Source organism: Streptomyces katrae (genome assembly GCF_002028425.1).
In the GTDB taxonomy this organism is placed as follows: Bacteria; Actinomycetota; Actinomycetes; order Streptomycetales; family Streptomycetaceae; genus Streptomyces; species Streptomyces katrae_A.
Genome location: NZ_CP020042.1, coordinates 5,459,862 through 5,475,934 on the forward strand (window position 1 = coordinate 5,459,862; position 16,073 = coordinate 5,475,934).

The following is a 16,073-nucleotide window of genomic DNA, read 5'->3' on the forward strand; positions in this document are numbered from 1 at the left end:
GGAACCCCGTGACCGAGCTCGCCCCGCAGGAACTCCGGGTGCTGGTCGCCGTCGCCGAGACGGGCGGTTTCTCCGCCGCGGCGGGCCGGCTCGGCATCAGCCAGTCGGCCGTCTCGCATTCGGTGCGCGGCAGCGAGGGCAAGGTCGGGGCGGTGCTCTTCGAGCGCGGGCGCGCCGGCGCCCGCCCCACCCCCGCGGGGGAGCGGGCCGTGGCCCTGGGCCGGCGCATCCTTCGGCTGTACGAGGTGCTGGGCGCGGAGGCCCGCGCCGCCGGGCGGGCCGCCTCCGGCGGGGGCGCGGCGGACGGGGCCCTGGAGGGGGCCCTGCGCATCGCGGCCTTCCGCAGCGCGGCCCTGCACCTGCTGCCGCCCGCGCTGGAGCGCCTTGCCGCCCTGCACCCGGGGATCCGGCCCGAGGTGCGGGTGGTGCGCGAGCTCGGCGCCGGGACGGCCGGCGAGGTGGCCGCCGGCCGGGCGGACCTCGGCATCGCCACGCTGGGTGCGCCCGGCGACGTCCCGCCCGGGCTGCTGACCGGGGTGCTCACCCGGGAGGCGTACGCGCTGGTGCACCCCGCCGGGCATCCGGACCCGAAGGCACTGCCGCTGCTGGACTGGGACGAGAACTGCGGCTCCTACACCCGGCGGTGGTGGGCGGCGCAGGACTGGATCCCGGCGGCCACGGTCAAGGCCGAGGACGACGCCATGGTGCTGACGATGGTCGGCCGGGGCCTGGGGATGGCGATCATGCCCGAGCTGTCGCTGCGGGAGGCCACGGACGCGGTCGACATCGCCCCCCTGGGGCCCCAGGGGCCGGTGAGGAAGGTGGGATACGTCACCACACCGGAATCGGCGTCCACCCTCGCCGTCAGGGCTCTGATCAGGGAACTCAGGGCTGAATCGGACTGAAAGCGGAGTGCTCTGAGGGGCCTTCCGAGGGGTTTCGCATCTCAGATACTAGGAAGTCCGAGTAATTGCGGAGACATACAGCCGCGACTGCCCTAGCTTTGTAGGAGCCGAACGCCTCGCATATCAGCGAATGGCGGTCGTGAGCGCGCGCCCCTGGCAGGCAACCCCTGCGGCGCACGGCTCCCCGCCTCTTCCGGCGCCTTGAAGGAACCCCTCATCCGTGGCCCCGCCACGCCGTGATCTCAAGGAGTCGATCACCATGACCCCCAGCACCGCCGCCTCCCGCCGCGTCCGCCACTCCTCCCCGGCCGACGACGAGCGCAAGAACGCCGCGGCCGCCCTGCAGCGTGCCCTCGACCGCCGTGACAACGGCGGCTCCACCGGCCACTGACCGGCGCCTCCCTGACCCAGCCCCCCGGCACCTCCCGGCCGGGCGACGACGACATGTCGCGTTCTGATTGGTCCACATGATGGACGCGATATGTCTGAGGGCTGGGACACGGAGTACGGTTCCGACATGTCGACCAGCATCAATCTCGCAGTGATCCCCGGTGATGGCATCGGCCAGGAAGTCGTGGCTCAGGGCCTCAAGGTCCTTACCGCGGTCCTGCCCCAGGATGTGAAGCTGGAGACCAAGGAATACGACCTCGGCGCGCAGCGGTGGCACCGCACCGGTGAGACCCTCCCGGACGCCGAGCTCGAAGCGCTCAAGCACCACGACGCGATCCTCCTGGGTGCCATCGGCGACCCGTCGGTCCCCTCCGGCGTCCTGGAGCGCGGTCTGCTGCTGAAGCTCCGCTTCGCCTTCGACCACTTCATCAACCTGCGCCCCTCGAAGCTCTTCCCGAACACGGCCACCCCGCTGGCCGGCCGCCCGGACATCGACTTCGTCGTCGTCCGCGAGGGCACCGAGGGCCCGTACACCGGCAACGGCGGCAGCCTGCGCACCGGCACCCCGGCCGAGGTCGCCACCGAGGTCAGCGTCAACACCGCGTACGGCGTGGAGCGCGTGGTCCGGGACGCGTACGAGCGGGCCAACTCCCGTCCGCGCAAGAAGCTGACGCTGGTGCACAAGAACAACGTCCTCGTGTACGCGGGCCACATGTGGAAGAACATCTTCGACAAGGTCGGCCAGGAGTACCCCGAGGTCACCACCGACTACCTGCACGTCGACGCCGCGACGATCTTCTTCGTCACCCAGCCCGAGCGCTTCGACGTCATCGTCACGGACAACCTCTTCGGTGACATCCTCACCGACCTGGCCGCCGCCGTCACCGGCGGGATCGGCCTGGCCGCCTCCGGGAACATCAACCCGACCGGCGCCTTCCCGTCGATGTTCGAGCCCGTCCACGGCTCGGCCCCGGACATCGCGGGCACCGGCAAGGCCGACCCGACCGCGACGATCCTGTCCGTCGCCCTCCTGCTGCGCCACCTCGGCTACGAGGAGCAGGCCGTGCGCATCGAGGAGGCCGTCTCGGCCGACCTCGCCGAGCGTGACGGGACCTTCCGCTCCACCGACGCGATCGGCGACGCCCTCGCCGCGCGAGTAGCCGGCTGACCCGGCAGCTCCACCCAGGAAGCCGCCGGGTACGCACCATCACCCGGCGGCTTCTCCTGCACGGCCCCGGGTGCCACCATCTCCCGTGGGCCGCATCACCCCGTTTCACCGAAGACCCCGCGCGCGCGATAATCGAACGCGAGGCCGCGGTAAACGGGGAAGCTCGGACGTCCTGGTACGCATGAGCGCGGTCCGCCATACACAACGGTGAAGGACAAGCACTCATGACGACGCCCACGATCGAGCTCAAGCCCTCCTCCAACCCGCTGTCCGACGCGGAGCGAGAGGCGATCCTGGCCAGCCCCGGCTTCGGCCGCCACTTCACCGATCACATGGTGACGATCAAGTGGACCGAGGGTCGTGGCTGGCACGACGCCGAGCTGGTTCCGTACGCGCCGCTGTCGATCGACCCGGCCAACATGACGCTGCACTACGCGCAGACGATCTTCGAGGGGCTCAAGGCCTACCGTCAGCCCGACGGCACCGTCGCCACCTTCCGCCCCCAGGCCAACGCCGAGCGCTTCCAGGCCTCCGCCCGCCGCATGGCCATGCCGGAGCTGCCGACCGAGCTGTTCATCGAGGCCTGCGACGCGCTGATCAAGCAGGACAGCGCCTGGGTGCCGAACTCCGGCGAGGCCTCCCTGTACCTGCGGCCCTTCATGTTCGCGTCCGAGGTCGGCCTGGGCGTCCGCCCGGCCAACGAGTTCCTGTTCATGGTCATCGCCTCGCCCGCCGGCGCCTACTTCCCCGGTGGCGTCAAGCCCGTCTCCGTCTGGCTGTCCGAGGAGTACGTCCGCGCCGTCAAGGGCGGCACCGGCGCCGCCAAGACCGGCGGCAACTACGCGGCCTCCCTCGTCGCCCAGGCCCAGGCCGCCTCGCACGGCTGCGACCAGGTCGTCTGGCTGGACGCCGTCGAGCACCGCTGGATCGAGGAGATGGGCGGCATGAACCTGTACTTCGTGTACGGCGACCGCATCGTCACCCCGGAGCTGACCGGCTCGCTCCTCCCCGGCATCACCCGCGACTCGCTCCTCACCATCGCCCGCGACCTCGGCTACACCGCCGAGGAGGGCCGCATCTCCACCGAGGACTGGAAGCGCGACAACGAGAACGGCACCCTCACCGAGGTGTTCGCCTGCGGTACGGCGGCCGTCATCACCCCGGTCGGCTCCGTCAAGTCCGAGCGCGCCAACTGGACCCAGGGCGACGGCGAGCCCGGCGAGGTCACCATGAAGCTCCGCAAGGCGCTGCTCGACCTCCAGACCGGCCACCGCGCCGACACCCACGGCTGGATGCACCCGCTCGGCTAGGGCGCACCCCCCCCGAACGGCCGAAGGCCCCCGCGCATCGAGCGCGGGGGCCTTCGGCCGTTACGGGCGGGAGGGGGAGGAGCGGGTCAGTGCTCCTGCTCCTGCTCGCCGTCCTTCTTCTTCGTGCGGCCCTGGACCGGTCCGTCCGGTCCGGTCATCGCCAGCAGGCCGTCGCCGACCATGTAGGCCAGGCCCGCGATCCCCCTGACGATCTTCGCCGCCACATACGCGACCTCTTCCACGACGCCTCCCCGTGCCGTTCGTCGTGGCGGTCCCTCTACGCTTCGACCGCCACCGCTGCCTTCTCCGCCGGCTCGGCGGCCGCGGCCGCCTGCGGCCGGACGGTCAGTGCGATGTAGACCGCGCCGCCGACCAGCCCCGACAGGATGAAACTACAGTCCACCCCGCCGGTGAGGGCCAGCAGCGGGCCCTCGTACACCGGGGTCGACACGGCGGCCAGTCCCACCACCGCGCCGGCCGCCCAGGCGGCGGTGGCGCGGAGGTTCCAGCCCCCGCTGTACCAGTAGACGCCGCCACGGGCCCGACGGTTGAACACCTGGAGCGCGTCGGCGTCGTACTCCCCGCGGCAGCGCACGTAACCGATCAGGGTGATCACGGCCCACGGGGTGCCGATCGCGGTCAGCAGCAGGACGAACGAGGTCATCGCCGACTGGACGTTCCACTCGAAGGAGCCGAAGAAGACGAAGGCGGTCGCGACGGCCGCGGCGATCACGGTGGCCTTGGTACGGGTGGCCTTGGGCACGATGGCGTCCAGGTCGAGGCCCATCGAGTAGAGCATCAGCCCGGCGTTGCCCACCGAACCGGCCGCGGCGGCGAACAGCAGCGGCACCAGGTACCAGAAGGGCGCGGCGGCCACGAGCGGTCCCGCGTAGTCGGCACCGGCCCGGGCGGCCAGCGCGGTGTAGGTGCCGAAGAGCTGCGGGACCAGCAGGCCGAAGAACAGACCCGTACAGGTGGCCCAGTAGACCTTCCGGGAGCTGTGCCGGCGGGGCGAGACGTAGCGTGTGTAGTCGCCGAGCAGGGTGATGAAGGCGACGGGGCCGCTGAGCCCGGCGGCGACGACGGCGAGGATCCAGGTGGGCCAGAACGAGCCCAGCAGGTAGGAGGTGTCCGGCGGGGCCGCGGTCGTGAAGCCGGGGGCGTAGGCGTATATGCCGACCGCCAGCAGGAGCACCATGACGATCGAGAGCGCCTTGCTCATGCGCAGCAGCAGCCGGTAGCCGAAGACGGCCCCGACCACGGTGAACGCCGCGAGCACCCCGTACATCAGGGAGTGGGTGAGGCCGCTGTCCGGCAGGCCGGTGAGCCGGGCCAGGGTGCCGACCATCACGTCACCGCCGATCCACAGGGTCAGCGCCGTGTAGCCGAGCGCCAGCAGCAGGCCCACGATCGAGCCCACGAGCCGCCCCCGTACGCCGAACTGCGCCCCGCTGGAGGTGGACAGGTTCGTCGCGGTGCGCAGGGAGACCAGCGCGAGCGGCGCGGTGAAGGCGATGCCGGCCAGGGTCCCGGTCACGATGGCGGTGACCGACGGGACCAGGCCCAGTCCGAAGGACGGGGGCAGCCAGCCGAAGACGATCACACCGAGGCAGAGGTTGGAGCCGAGCAGGATCGACATCAGGTCACGGGGACCGCTCGTCCGCTCCTCTTCCGGGATGGTGTCGACTCCGCGCTGTTCGATGGGCATGGGGGGACTCCCTTGGCACGGCGGGGGGTGGGGGCCTAGTTGTTTGAGCGACACTCAATGTGACCCAAGCCCTGCTCCCAGGTCAATGATTCCCAGCGAGGAAATGAAGAGTTAGAGTGATGCTCTAACCCATCGACTCAAAAGGTGGTGGATCGGCGTGCGGCTGACCCCTACGGAGCGCGACCGGCTGCTGCTGCGCAGCGCCGCGGAACTGGCCAGGGCCCGTCGGGCCCGGGGCCTGCGGCTCAACGTCCCCGAGGCCACGGCGCTGATCGCCGACACGGTCTGCGAGGCGGCGCGCGACGGCAAGCGCCTGGCCGAGGCCATCGAGGAGGCCCGGAGCGTCCTCGGCCCCGGCGACGTGCTGCCCGGCGTGGCCGACGTGGTCACCGAGGTGCACGTGGAGGCCGTCTTCGACGACGGGTCCCGCCTCGCGGTGGTCTCGTCCCCGATCCAGGGCGCGGCCTCGCTCGGCGACGACGCCCCGGGCGCGGTCGTACCGGGCCCCGGCGCCCCCCAGCCGGAGCCGGTCGTCCGCCTGCGGGTGCGCAACACCGCCTCCGTGCCGGTGAGCGTCACCTCCCACTTCCACTTCTTCGAGGCGAACCCCCGCCTCGACTTCGACCGCGCCGCGGCCTACGGCATGCGGCTGTGCGTCCCCGCCGGCTCCTCCGTGCGCTTCGACCCGCACGGCGAGGGCGAGGTGGGCCTGGTCCCGATCGGCGGGGACCGGATCGCCATCGGTTTCGCCGGACTGGTCGACGGTCCGCTCGACGCCCCCGGCGCCAAGGCCGAGGCCCTGGCCCGGGCCGTGGCCTGCGGCTACCTGGGCGCGGCCGCCCCCACCGCAGACGCCCCGGAAGGAGACCAGGCGTGAGCCGCCAGACCCCCCACACCGATCACAGCGCGCACTGCGCCCCCGGCAGCCGGCACATCGACCCGCACGAGTACGCCTCCGTCTTCGGCCCCCGCGCCGGGGACCGGGTCCGGCTCGGCGACTCCGGGCTGACCGTCCGGGTGGAGTACGACGCGCAGAAGCCGGGGGACGAGTTCCTGGCGGGGTTCGGGAAGACGGCCCGTGACGGCCTGCACCTCAAGGGCGCGGCCGTCCGTGAGACCTGTGATGTGGTGATCAGCAATGTCCTGGTCATCGATGCCGTCCTCGGCATCAAGAAGGTTTCCATCGGTATCCGTGAGGGCCGCATCCACGCGATCGGGCGGGCGGGCAACCCGGACACCCTCGACGGGGTGGACGTGGTGGTCGGCACCGGCACCAGCATCGTCTCCGGCGAGGGCCTGATCGCCACCGCCGGGGCCGTGGACACCCATGTCCACCTGCTCTCCCCGCGGATCATGGAGGCCTCGCTCGCCGCGGGCGTCACCACCGTCATCGGCCAGGAGTTCGGGCCCGTCTGGGGCGTCGGGGTGAACTCGCCGTGGGCGCTGAGGCACGCCTTCAACGCCTTCGACGCCTGGCCGGTGAACATCGGTTTCCTGGCCCGGGGCTCCTCCTCGGACGCGGCGCCCCTGGTGGAGGCCCTGGCCGAGGGCGGCGCGAGCGGGTTCAAGGTCCATGAGGACATGGGCGCCCACACCCGGGCCCTGGACACCGCGCTGCGCGTGGCGGAGGAACACGACGTGCAGGTGGCCCTGCACAGTGACGGCCTCAACGAGTGCCTGTCGGTCGAGGACACCCTGCGGGTCCTGGAGGGCCGCACCATCCACGCGTTCCACATCGAGGGCTGCGGCGGCGGGCACGTCCCCAACGTGCTGAAGATGGCGGGCGTGCCGAACGTGATCGGCTCCTCCACCAATCCCACCCTGCCCTTCGGCCGGGACGCGGTCGCCGAGCACTACGGCATGATCGTCTCCGTCCACGACCTCAAGCCGGACCTCCCGGGCGACGCGGCCATGGCCCGTGACCGCATCCGCGCCGGGACGATGGGTGCCGAGGACGTCCTGCACGACCTGGGCGCCATCGGCATCACCTCCTCCGACGCGCAGGGCATGGGCCGTGCCGGCGAGACCATCCGCCGCACCTTCGCGATGGCCGCCAAGATGAAGGGCGAGCTCGGCCCGCTGGAGGGCGACGGCGAGGGCGACGACAACGCCCGCGTGCTGCGCTACATGGCCAAGCTGACGATCAACCCGGCCATCGCGCACGGCCTGGCCCACGAGATCGGTTCCATCGAGACCGGCAAGCTCGCCGACATCGTGCTGTGGCGTCCGCAGTTCTTCGGCGCCAAGCCCCAGCTCGTCCTGAAGTCCGGCTTCCCGGCCTACGGCGTCACCGGCGACCCCAACGCCGCCACCGACACCTGCGAACCCCTCGTCCTCGGCCCGCAGTTCGGCTCCTACGGGGCCACCGCCGCGGACATCTCCGTGGCCTTCGTCTCGGCGGCCGCCGCCGCCCTCGGCTCCGACGAGATGCCGACCCGCCGCCGCCGCGTCGCCGTCCGCGGCACCCGCGGCATCGGCCCCAAGGACATGCTCCTCAACTCCCGGGTGGGCGCGGTCGACGTGGACGCGCGCAGCGGACTCGTCTCCCTCGACGGAGAACCGCTGCGCTCCGAAGCGGCCGAATCGGTCTCCCTCAACCGCCTGTACTTCCTGTAAAGCTGCTCGTTAGGACCCCCGCCATGACTGCACAGCCCGCGAACTCCGCGAGCCCCGCCAAGCCCGCCGCCAACGGTTTCCGGATGCCCGCCGAGTGGACCCCCCACGAGCGCACCTGGATGGCCTGGCCCAGCCCCAACCCCACCTTCACCAACGAGCAGGAGCTCGCCGAGGCCCGCCAGGCCTGGGGCGCCGTCGCCCGCGCCGTCCGCACCTACGAGCCGGTGACCCTCGTCGTCTCCCCGGGCGACGCCGACAGCGCCCGCGCCATCGTCGGCGAGGACGTCGAGCTGGTCGAGCGCGACCTCGACGACGCCTGGATGCGCGACATCGGCCCGACCTTCGTCACCAACGACGCCGGCGAGCTGGCCGCCGTCGACTGGACCTTCAACGGCTGGGGCGCCCAGGAATGGGCCCGCTGGGACCACGACTCCAAGATCGCCCGGCACATCTCCGACATCGTCGGCACCCGCACCTTCAGCACCCCGCTGGTCAACGAGGGCGGCGCCATCCACGTCGACGGCGAGGGCACCGTGCTCCTCACCGACACCGTGCAGCTGGGCAAGGGCCGCAACCCCGACTGGACCCGCGAGGAGGTCGAGCGCGAGATCCACGCCCACCTCGGCACCACCAAGGCCATCTGGCTGCCCTACGGCCTGGCCGGCGACTACGGCACCTACGGCACCCAGGGCCACGTCGACATCGTCGCCGCCTTCGCCCGCCCCGGCGTGGTCATGGTCCACACCCAGCCCGACCCGGCCCACCCGGACCACGAACGCTGCAAGACCATCGCCGCCATCCTGCGCGCCGCCACCGACGCCCGGGGCCGCCGGCTGGAGGTCGTCGAGATCCCGGCGCCGACCGTGCTGGAGGAGGACGGCGAGTGGGTGGACTACTCGTACATCAACCACTACCTCTGCAACGGCGGCGTGGTGCTGTGCGCCTTCGACGACCCGCGCGACGAGGAGGCGGCCGAGATCTTCCGCGGACTGTTCCCCGAGCGGACCGTGACCCTCGTTGACGCACGTACGATTTTCGCCGGGGGTGGCGGCATCCACTGCATCACCCAGCAGCAGCCGAAGGTCTGACACCCGAGGCGGACCGATGAAGGAGTGACCCATGGTGGCGGGCGGAGTACCGGTACGGGCGGCGCGCAAGAACGCGCCCCCGCGCGAGGACGTACTCGTCGCCGCCATGGCCACGATCGCCGAGCGCGGGCTCGACGGGCTGACCATGGCCGGCCTCGGCCGGCAGGTCGGCATGAGCAGCGGTCACCTCCTCTACTACTTCCGCAGCAAGGACGAGCTCCTGCTGCAGACCCTGGAGTGGAGCGAGGCGGAACTCGGCGCCCGGCGCCGGTCCCTGCTCTCGCGGCGCGAGCCGGCGGGCGAGCGGCTGCGCGCGTACGTGGACCTCTACGTACCCGACGGCGCCCGGGACCCGCACTGGACCCTGTGGCTGGAGGTCTGGAACCGCTCCCAGAACGCGGGCCCGGCCGAACGCGACCGGCAGGCCGCCATCGAGGGCGCCTGGCACCGCGACCTGGTCGCCCTGCTCGCCGAGGGCATCTCGCGCGGGGAGTTCCGCGCGGTGGACCCCGACCGTTTCGCGGCCCGGCTGCGGGCGCTGCTCGACGGGTTCAGCATCCAGGTGGCCGTCGGCCTGCCCGGCATAGGGCGCGAGGACATCCTGGAACACGTACGCGAGTTCCTTGCCGAGGCCCTCTCCAGCTAGGGGTCGCGGGGGTGCGCGCCGTCTGCCGGACGGCGGCTGCCCGCATGCTGAGACCGGCGTCCAGGGACGCCGGCGCGTGTGTCACACTGCGAGCGTGTCTGCTCAGCTCATGATTATGGACAGCAGCGCGCCGGTCCTCTGTGACCGCTGAACCGTGGAAAACCTCCGCGGCAGCGGCCACCGTGCCCCAGACCCGCGCGCAGACCTCTCGCACCCGCGAGGGGTCTTTTCGTTTACCGGCCCAAATCATGCCGGAAACGGGCGGCGCGCGATGATGGGGGCAGTGGATCCCCGGTCTCCGGAACCACTCATCCGACAGGAGTCAGATCAGCATGACGACGACAGAGGCGACTGCGCCGGCAGCGGCACTCGACGACGCCTTCCACGTCTTCGACACCACCCTGCGCGACGGTGCCCAGCGTGAGGGCATCAACCTCACGGTCGCGGACAAGCTGGCCATCGCCCGGCACCTGGACGAGTTCGGAGTCGGCTTCATCGAAGGCGGCTGGCCCGGAGCCAACCCCCGCGACACCGAGTTCTTCGCCCGGGCGCGGGCCGAGATCGACTTCAAGAACGCCCAGCTCGTCGCCTTCGGCGCCACCCGTCGCGCCGGCGGCTCCGCCGCCGAGGACCCGCAGGTCCGCGCCCTCCTGGAGTCCGGGGCCCCGGTGGTCACCCTGGTCGCCAAGTCCCACGACCGGCACGTCGAGCTCGCCCTGCGCACCACCTTGGACGAGAACCTGGAGATGGTCCGCGACACCGTCTCCCACCTGGTCTCCCAGGGCCGCCGCGTCTTCGTCGACTGCGAGCACTTCTTCGACGGCTACCGCGCGAACGCCGAGTACGCCAAGGCCGTCGTGCGCACCGCGCACGAGGCCGGCGCCGACGTGGTCGTCCTCTGCGACACCAACGGCGGCATGCTGCCCGCGCAGATCACCGCGGTCGTCGCCACGGTCCTCGCCGACACCGGCGCCCGCCTCGGCATCCACGCCCAGGACGACACCGGCTGCGCCGTCGCCAACACCCTCGCCGCCGTCGACGCGGGCGCCACGCACGTCCAGTGCACCGCGAACGGCTACGGCGAGCGCGTCGGCAACGCCAACCTCTTCCCCGTCGTCGCCGCCCTGGAGATCAAGTACGGCCGCAAGGTCCTGCCCGAGGGCGCGCTCGCCGAGATGACCCGCATCTCCCACGCCATCGCCGAGGTCGTCAACCTCACCCCCTCCACCCACCAGCCCTACGTCGGCGTCTCCGCCTTCGCGCACAAGGCGGGCCTGCACGCCTCGGCGATCAAGGTCGACCCGGACCTGTACCAGCACATCGACCCCGAGCGCGTCGGCAACACCATGCGCATGCTGGTCTCCGACATGGCCGGCCGCGCCTCCATCGAGCTCAAGGGCAAGGAGCTCGGCGTCGACCTCGGCGGGGACCGGGCGCTGATCTCCCGCGTGGTCGAGCGCGTCAAGGAGCGGGAGCTCGCGGGCTACACGTACGAGGCCGCCGACGCCTCCTTCGAGCTGCTGCTGCGCGCCGAGGCCGAGGGCCGGGCTCGCAAGTACTTCCGCGTGGAGTCCTGGCGCGCGATCGTCGAGGACCGCCCGGACGGCACCCACGCCAACGAGGCCACGGTCAAGCTGTGGGCCAAGGGCGAGCGCATCGTGGCCACGGCCGAGGGCAACGGCCCGGTCAACGCCCTGGACCGCGCCCTGCGCGTCGCCCTGGAGCGGTTCTACCCCCAGCTGGCCAAGTTCGAGCTGATCGACTACAAGGTCCGCATCCTGGAGGGCAAGCACGGCACGGAGTCCACGACCCGGGTCCTGATCTCCACCACGGACGGCACCCGCGAGTGGAACACGGTGGGCGTCGCCCCGAACGTCATCGCGGCCTCCTGGCAGGCCCTGGAGGACGCCTACACCTACGGCCTCCTCCACGCGGGCGTCGAACCTGCGGAGTAGTTCCGGGAGCCGGATGCTTATGTCCGGCTCACACGGGAAAGGGGCGGTTCGGGTAGCGTCGTCGGTATGAGGACCAGGCTGATATCCGTACGTGTGGGATCGGTGCTGTCCGGTCTGCTGCTGGCCCTGTCCGTCGGCGCGCTCGGCGGCGCCGCGCAGGCCGTCGCCGCCGACGGCGGGACCGCCGCCGTGGCGGAAGGGCTCAAGAAGGGGCCGGTGTACGTCGACCCCGGGGCCTCCGCACAGCTGTCGCAGGCGCAGGCGGACGCCCTGGCCGCGAAGATCAAGGCGGCCGGGAAGCCGCTGTTCGTCGCCGTGCTGCCCGCCACCTCCGCCTTCCCCGCCGACAGCGTGCTGCGCACGGTCCGCACCGAGACGGGCGTCACCGGCCTGTACGCCGTCCGGCTCGGCGACGGCTTCAACGCCGGGGCCGACCGGGCCGTGATGCCGGGCAACGCCGTCCGCAACCTCACCGACGCGGTGAAGGCGGGCGGACCGGTGGACGCCGCGACCGAGCTGAACGCCTTCGTCGACCAGGCCCTCCCGCAGATGAAGGGCCACGCCCCGGCCTCCTGGGGTGGGGCCGCCGGCGGGAGCGGATCCTCCGCCGGGACCCTGATCGCCCTCGGCGCGGTGGCCGTGCTCGGCGGCGGGGGCGGATACCTGCTGGTCAAGCGGAACCGCAAGAGGAAGGAAGCGGCCCGGCGGGAGGCCGTCGAACGGCTGGGCGTGGTCGTGGACGAGGACATCACCGCCTTCGGCGAGGAACTCGAACGGCTCGACTTCCACCCCGGTGAGCCCGGCGCCGACGACGCCATGCGCAAGGACTACGAGCGCGGGCTCGACTCCTACGAGCGGGCCAAGCAGATCATGGCCTCGGTACAGCGGCCCGAAGAGGTCCAGGGGGTGACCCAGGCCCTGGAGGACGGCCGGTACGCCCTCGCGTGCCTCGACGCGCGACGGCGGGGCGAGCCCGTGCCCGAGCGGCGGGCGCCCTGCTTCTTCGACCCGCGCCACGGGCCCAGCACCGAGGACGCGCAGTGGGCCCCGCCCGGCGGGGCGGCGCGTACGGTGCCGGTCTGCGCGGCAGACGCCGTCCGGCTGAGGGACGGCCTGGACCCGGCGGTGCGCACCGTGGCCACCGAGTACGGCCCGCGCCCCTACTACGACGCCGGCCCGGCGTACGGGCCCTGGGCGGGCGGCTACTTCGGCGGCGGCATGCTGCCCGGCCTGCTGGTGGGCACGCTGCTCGGGTCGATGATGTCCACTCCGGCCTACGCCTCCGACTTCGGCGGGATGGACGGGGGAGGCTTCGAGGGCGGAGACGTCTCCGGGGCCGACTTCAACCCGTCCGACTTCGGCGGCGGGGACTTCGGCGGCGGTGGCGGCTTCGACGGGGGCGGCGGCTTCGACGGCGGGGGCGGCTGGTAGCCGCCCCCGGGGGCGCCGGTCAGGCCTGCTTGATCGCCGAGATGTCGAAGGTCAGCTTCACCTTGTCGCTGACCATCACACCGCCGGCCTCCAGCGCGGCGTTCCAGGTCAGACCCCAGTCGGAGCGCAGGATCTCCGCCGAGCCCTCGAAGCCGACGCGCTCGTTGCCGTACACGTCGGTCGCGGAGCCGGCGAACTCCAGGTCGATGGAGAGCGGACGCGTGACGTCCTTGATGGTCAGGTCGCCGCTGATGCGGTAGGTGTCGCCGCCGACGTGGGCCGCCGAGGTGGAGCGGAAGGTCATCAGCGGGAAGGCCTCGGCGTCGAAGAAGTCGCCGCTGCGCAGGTGGGCGTCGCGGTCGGCGATGCCGGTGCTCACCGAGGCGATCTTGACGTCGATCGAGGCCGTGGAGCGCGAGGGGTCGCGGCCGTCGAGGTGCAGCGCGCCCTCGTGCTCGGCGAAGCTGCCGCGGACGTTGGTCACCATCGCGTGGCGCACGGTGAAGCCGATGCTGCTGTGGCCGGCGTCGATGACGTAGTCACCGGTGAGCGCGGCGAGCGCGGGGTCGGCGTCGAGCGTGGCGACCGCGCTCTGGGCGGCGGGGGCGGCGGTGCGGTTGCGGCGGGAGAAGAGAGCCATGACGTCCTCCTGGGAAGTGGGTGCAGTTTGGTTCAAGGTTCAACAAGAGCCACGCTAGAGCCATTCCGTTCAAATTTCAACTACATCACCCGTTCGGGTGTGGATTTATGGAATCTCCACAAAGGCCGACGGTCCCGGCTGGGGGAGTCCATGCATGCATCGGCGGTTCTGTCCGGCCCGCACAGCCGGAAGGGCCCGAGACTGTGCGGAACCAACGGAGGGTTTTACGGGCCCGGCTTCGTAAGGTCAGTACATGACCGTTGTGGACCAGACCCCGAGCGAGCCGACGGACGCCCGCGGGCGCGTGGCCGAGCTGCACTCCCTCCGCGAGGAGGCCCGGCGCGGCCCCAGCGACCGCGCGACCGAGGCGCAGCACGCCAAGGGCAAGCTGACCGCCCGCGAGCGCATCGCGCTCCTGCTCGACGAAGGTTCCTTCCGGGAGGTCGAGCAGCTCCGCCGGCACCGGGCGACCGGTTTCGGGCTGGAGGCGAAGAAGCCCTACACCGACGGCGTCATCACCGGCTGGGGCACGGTCGAGGGCCGCACGGTCTTCGTCTACGCGCACGACTTCCGCATCTTCGGCGGCGCCCTGGGCGAGGCCCACGCCACGAAGATCCACAAGATCATGGACATGGCCATCGCGGCCGGTGCCCCGCTGGTCTCCCTCAACGACGGCGCCGGCGCCCGTATCCAGGAGGGCGTCTCCGCCCTCGCCGGCTACGGCGGCATCTTCCAGCGCAACACCAAGGCCTCGGGCGTCATCCCGCAGATCTCGGTCATGCTCGGCCCCTGCGCCGGCGGCGCGGCCTACTCCCCGGCCCTCACCGACTTCGTGTTCATGGTCCGGGACACCTCGCAGATGTTCATCACCGGCCCCGACGTCGTCCGCGCCGTCACCGGTGAGGAGATCAGCCAGAACGGCCTCGGCGGCGCCGACGTGCACGCCGAGACCTCGGGCGTCGCGCACTTCGCGTACGACGACGAGGAGACCTGCATCGCCGAGGTCCGCTACCTCATCACGATGCTCCCCTCGAACAACCGCGAGAACCCGCCGGTCCACGAGAACACCGACCCGGTCGACCGGCGCTCGGAGGTCCTGCTGGACCTGGTCCCCGCCGACGGCAACCGCCCGTACGACATGCTCAAGGTCATCGAGGAGCTCGTCGACGACGGCGACGTCCTGGAGATCCACGAGCGCTGGGCCCGCAACATCATCTGCGCCCTGGCCCGCCTCGACGGCCAGGTCGTCGGCATCATCGCCAACCAGCCCGGCCACCTCGCCGGCGTCCTGGACATCCACGCCTCCGAGAAGGCCGCGCGCTTCGTCCAGATGTGCGACGCCTTCAACATCCCGATCGTCACCCTGCTGGACGTCCCCGGCTTCCTGCCGGGCGTCGACCAGGAGCACGGCGGCATCATCCGCCACGGCGCCAAGCTGCTGTACGCGTACTGCAACGCCACCGTCCCGCGGATCTCCCTGATCCTGCGCAAGGCCTACGGCGGCGCGTACATCGTCATGGACTCCCAGTCCATCGGCGCCGACCTCACCTACGCCTGGCCCACCAACGAGATCGCCGTCATGGGCGCGGAGGGCGCGGCCAACGTGATCTTCCGCAAGCAGATCGCGGACGCCGAGGACCCCGAGGCCATGCGGGCCCGGATGGTCAAGGAGTACAAGGCCGAGCTGATGCACCCGTACTACGCGGCCGAGCGCGGCCTCGTGGACGACGTCATCGACCCCGCCGAGACCCGCGGGGTGCTCGTCAGCGCCCTGGCGATGCTCCGCACCAAGCACGCCGATCTGCCGTCTCGCAAGCACGGCAACCCGCCGCAGTAAACGAGCTGAGGAGAACTGCCGACGATGAGCATCGCCACCGACACCCTGCTGAAGGTCGAGAAGGGCAACGCCGCGCCCGAGGAGCTGGCCGCGATCACCGCGATCCTGCTCGCCCGTGCCGCCGCCACCCCCGAAGAGGCCGCCACCACCCGCCGTTCCACCGCCGGCTGGCGCCGGCTGGAGCGCAGCCGGGGCTTCCAGGCCCCGCACAGCTGGCGGGGCTAGTACCCCCTCGCGCCCTTCGCACGACGGCCGCCCGCCGCCCTCGCTTCCGAGGTGCGGCGGGCGGCCGTCCGTCGTTTCCCGCGGACTCAGCGCCCGTTGGGGGAGTAGCCGTACGACAGGTCGCCGTGGAAGACGCTCCGGCAGCGCCGCAGGG

General features: G+C 71.7%; 15 protein-coding genes. 12 read left to right on the forward strand and 3 right to left on the reverse strand.

Annotation, left to right across the window (positions count from 1 at the left end):
- The first annotated feature begins 8 nt into the window (after positions 1 to 8).
- The 4 genes from B4U46_RS25055 (at position 9) to B4U46_RS25065 (ending at position 3,773) form a co-directional block, all read left to right on the forward strand.
- On the forward strand, positions 9 to 905 hold the full coding sequence (locus tag B4U46_RS25055; RefSeq protein WP_079429929.1) for a LysR family transcriptional regulator: 897 nt from the start codon (positions 9 to 11) through the stop codon (positions 903 to 905).
- A gap of 259 nt (positions 906 to 1,164) precedes the next feature.
- The gene (locus B4U46_RS39920; protein WP_257790365.1) at positions 1,165 to 1,296 is read left to right on the forward strand and encodes a hypothetical protein; all 132 of its coding nucleotides are present in this window, start codon (positions 1,165 to 1,167) and stop codon (positions 1,294 to 1,296) included.
- A gap of 126 nt (positions 1,297 to 1,422) precedes the next feature.
- Positions 1,423 to 2,463 carry a 3-isopropylmalate dehydrogenase gene (locus B4U46_RS25060; protein WP_079431969.1) on the forward strand — a complete coding sequence of 347 codons (1,041 nt, stop codon included), beginning with the start codon at positions 1,423 to 1,425 and terminating at the stop codon, positions 2,461 to 2,463.
- A 224-nt stretch (positions 2,464 to 2,687) separates the two neighbouring features.
- The gene (locus B4U46_RS25065; RefSeq protein ID WP_079429930.1) at positions 2,688 to 3,773 is read left to right on the forward strand and encodes a branched-chain amino acid aminotransferase; all 1,086 of its coding nucleotides are present in this window, start codon (positions 2,688 to 2,690) and stop codon (positions 3,771 to 3,773) included.
- 86 nt (positions 3,774 to 3,859) lie between these two features.
- Here B4U46_RS25065 and B4U46_RS37540 read toward each other — a convergent pair whose 3' ends face one another.
- Positions 3,860 to 4,015: a hypothetical protein gene (locus tag B4U46_RS37540; protein WP_159036722.1), complete on the reverse strand. Its 156-nt coding sequence runs from the start codon at positions 4,013 to 4,015 to the stop codon at positions 3,860 to 3,862.
- A 35-nt stretch (positions 4,016 to 4,050) separates the two neighbouring features.
- Positions 4,051 to 5,481 (reverse strand): cytosine permease, encoded by a 1,431-nt coding sequence (locus tag B4U46_RS25070; protein ID WP_079429931.1) that lies wholly within the window; start codon positions 5,479 to 5,481, stop codon positions 4,051 to 4,053.
- 157 nt (positions 5,482 to 5,638) lie between these two features.
- Here B4U46_RS25070 and ureA point away from each other — a divergent pair, with 157 nt between their 5' ends.
- The 6 genes from ureA to B4U46_RS25100 all read left to right on the forward strand — a co-directional run bounded on the left by ureA (position 5,639) and on the right by B4U46_RS25100 (position 13,217).
- A complete protein-coding gene (ureA, locus tag B4U46_RS25075) occupies positions 5,639 to 6,358 on the forward strand; it encodes an urease subunit gamma (protein WP_079429932.1) in 720 nt (239 codons plus the stop codon).
- Entirely contained in the window at positions 6,355 to 8,097 is a 1,743-nt protein-coding gene (locus B4U46_RS25080; protein WP_398898806.1) for an urease subunit alpha, read from the forward strand. The genes ureA and B4U46_RS25080 overlap by 4 nt, the downstream gene beginning before the upstream one ends.
- Before the next feature lie 23 nt (positions 8,098 to 8,120).
- Entirely contained in the window at positions 8,121 to 9,185 is a 1,065-nt protein-coding gene (locus tag B4U46_RS25085; protein WP_079429933.1) for an agmatine deiminase family protein, read from the forward strand.
- 31 nt (positions 9,186 to 9,216) lie between these two features.
- Complete coding sequence (locus B4U46_RS25090; protein WP_079429934.1) at positions 9,217 to 9,831, forward strand: TetR/AcrR family transcriptional regulator; 615 nt, start codon at positions 9,217 to 9,219, stop codon at positions 9,829 to 9,831.
- Positions 9,832 to 10,163: 332 nt separating this feature from the next.
- Entirely contained in the window at positions 10,164 to 11,786 is a 1,623-nt protein-coding gene (gene cimA, locus B4U46_RS25095; RefSeq protein ID WP_079429935.1) for a citramalate synthase, read from the forward strand.
- A gap of 66 nt (positions 11,787 to 11,852) precedes the next feature.
- Entirely contained in the window at positions 11,853 to 13,217 is a 1,365-nt protein-coding gene (locus B4U46_RS25100) for a hypothetical protein (RefSeq protein WP_079429936.1), read from the forward strand.
- A gap of 19 nt (positions 13,218 to 13,236) precedes the next feature.
- On the opposite strand, the gene B4U46_RS25105 is transcribed toward B4U46_RS25100, so the two are convergent.
- Positions 13,237 to 13,857 (reverse strand): YceI family protein, encoded by a 621-nt coding sequence (locus B4U46_RS25105; protein ID WP_079429937.1) that lies wholly within the window; start codon positions 13,855 to 13,857, stop codon positions 13,237 to 13,239.
- Between the two features lie 253 nt (positions 13,858 to 14,110).
- Here B4U46_RS25105 and B4U46_RS25110 point away from each other — a divergent pair, with 253 nt between their 5' ends.
- Positions 14,111 to 15,694: an acyl-CoA carboxylase subunit beta gene (locus B4U46_RS25110; RefSeq protein ID WP_079429938.1), complete on the forward strand. Its 1,584-nt coding sequence runs from the start codon at positions 14,111 to 14,113 to the stop codon at positions 15,692 to 15,694.
- Between the two features lie 24 nt (positions 15,695 to 15,718).
- Positions 15,719 to 15,919, forward strand: a complete 201-nt coding sequence (locus B4U46_RS25115; protein ID WP_079429939.1) for an acyl-CoA carboxylase subunit epsilon — start codon at positions 15,719 to 15,721, stop codon at positions 15,917 to 15,919.
- Positions 15,920 to 16,073 lie beyond the last annotated feature (154 nt).

What these genes read in the sequence shown, in the direction of transcription:
- B4U46_RS25115 (WP_079429939.1), top strand. Translation starts at nt 15,719, where the DNA reads ATGAGCATCGCCACCGACACCCTGCTGAAGGTCGAGAAGGGCAACGCC.
- B4U46_RS25100 (WP_079429936.1), top strand. Translation starts at nt 11,853, where the DNA reads ATGAGGACCAGGCTGATATCCGTACGTGTGGGATCGGTGCTGTCCGGT.
- cimA (WP_079429935.1), top strand. Translation starts at nt 10,164, where the DNA reads ATGACGACGACAGAGGCGACTGCGCCGGCAGCGGCACTCGACGACGCC.
- B4U46_RS39920 (WP_257790365.1), top strand. Translation starts at nt 1,165, where the DNA reads ATGACCCCCAGCACCGCCGCCTCCCGCCGCGTCCGCCACTCCTCCCCG.
- B4U46_RS25065 (WP_079429930.1), top strand. Translation starts at nt 2,688, where the DNA reads ATGACGACGCCCACGATCGAGCTCAAGCCCTCCTCCAACCCGCTGTCC.
- B4U46_RS25070 (WP_079429931.1), bottom strand. Translation starts at nt 5,481, where the DNA reads ATGCCCATCGAACAGCGCGGAGTCGACACCATCCCGGAAGAGGAGCGG.
- B4U46_RS25085 (WP_079429933.1), top strand. Translation starts at nt 8,121, where the DNA reads ATGACTGCACAGCCCGCGAACTCCGCGAGCCCCGCCAAGCCCGCCGCC.
- B4U46_RS25090 (WP_079429934.1), top strand. Translation starts at nt 9,217, where the DNA reads ATGGTGGCGGGCGGAGTACCGGTACGGGCGGCGCGCAAGAACGCGCCC.
- B4U46_RS25105 (WP_079429937.1), bottom strand. Translation starts at nt 13,857, where the DNA reads ATGGCTCTCTTCTCCCGCCGCAACCGCACCGCCGCCCCCGCCGCCCAG.
- B4U46_RS25110 (WP_079429938.1), top strand. Translation starts at nt 14,111, where the DNA reads ATGACCGTTGTGGACCAGACCCCGAGCGAGCCGACGGACGCCCGCGGG.
- B4U46_RS25060 (WP_079431969.1), top strand. Translation starts at nt 1,423, where the DNA reads ATGTCGACCAGCATCAATCTCGCAGTGATCCCCGGTGATGGCATCGGC.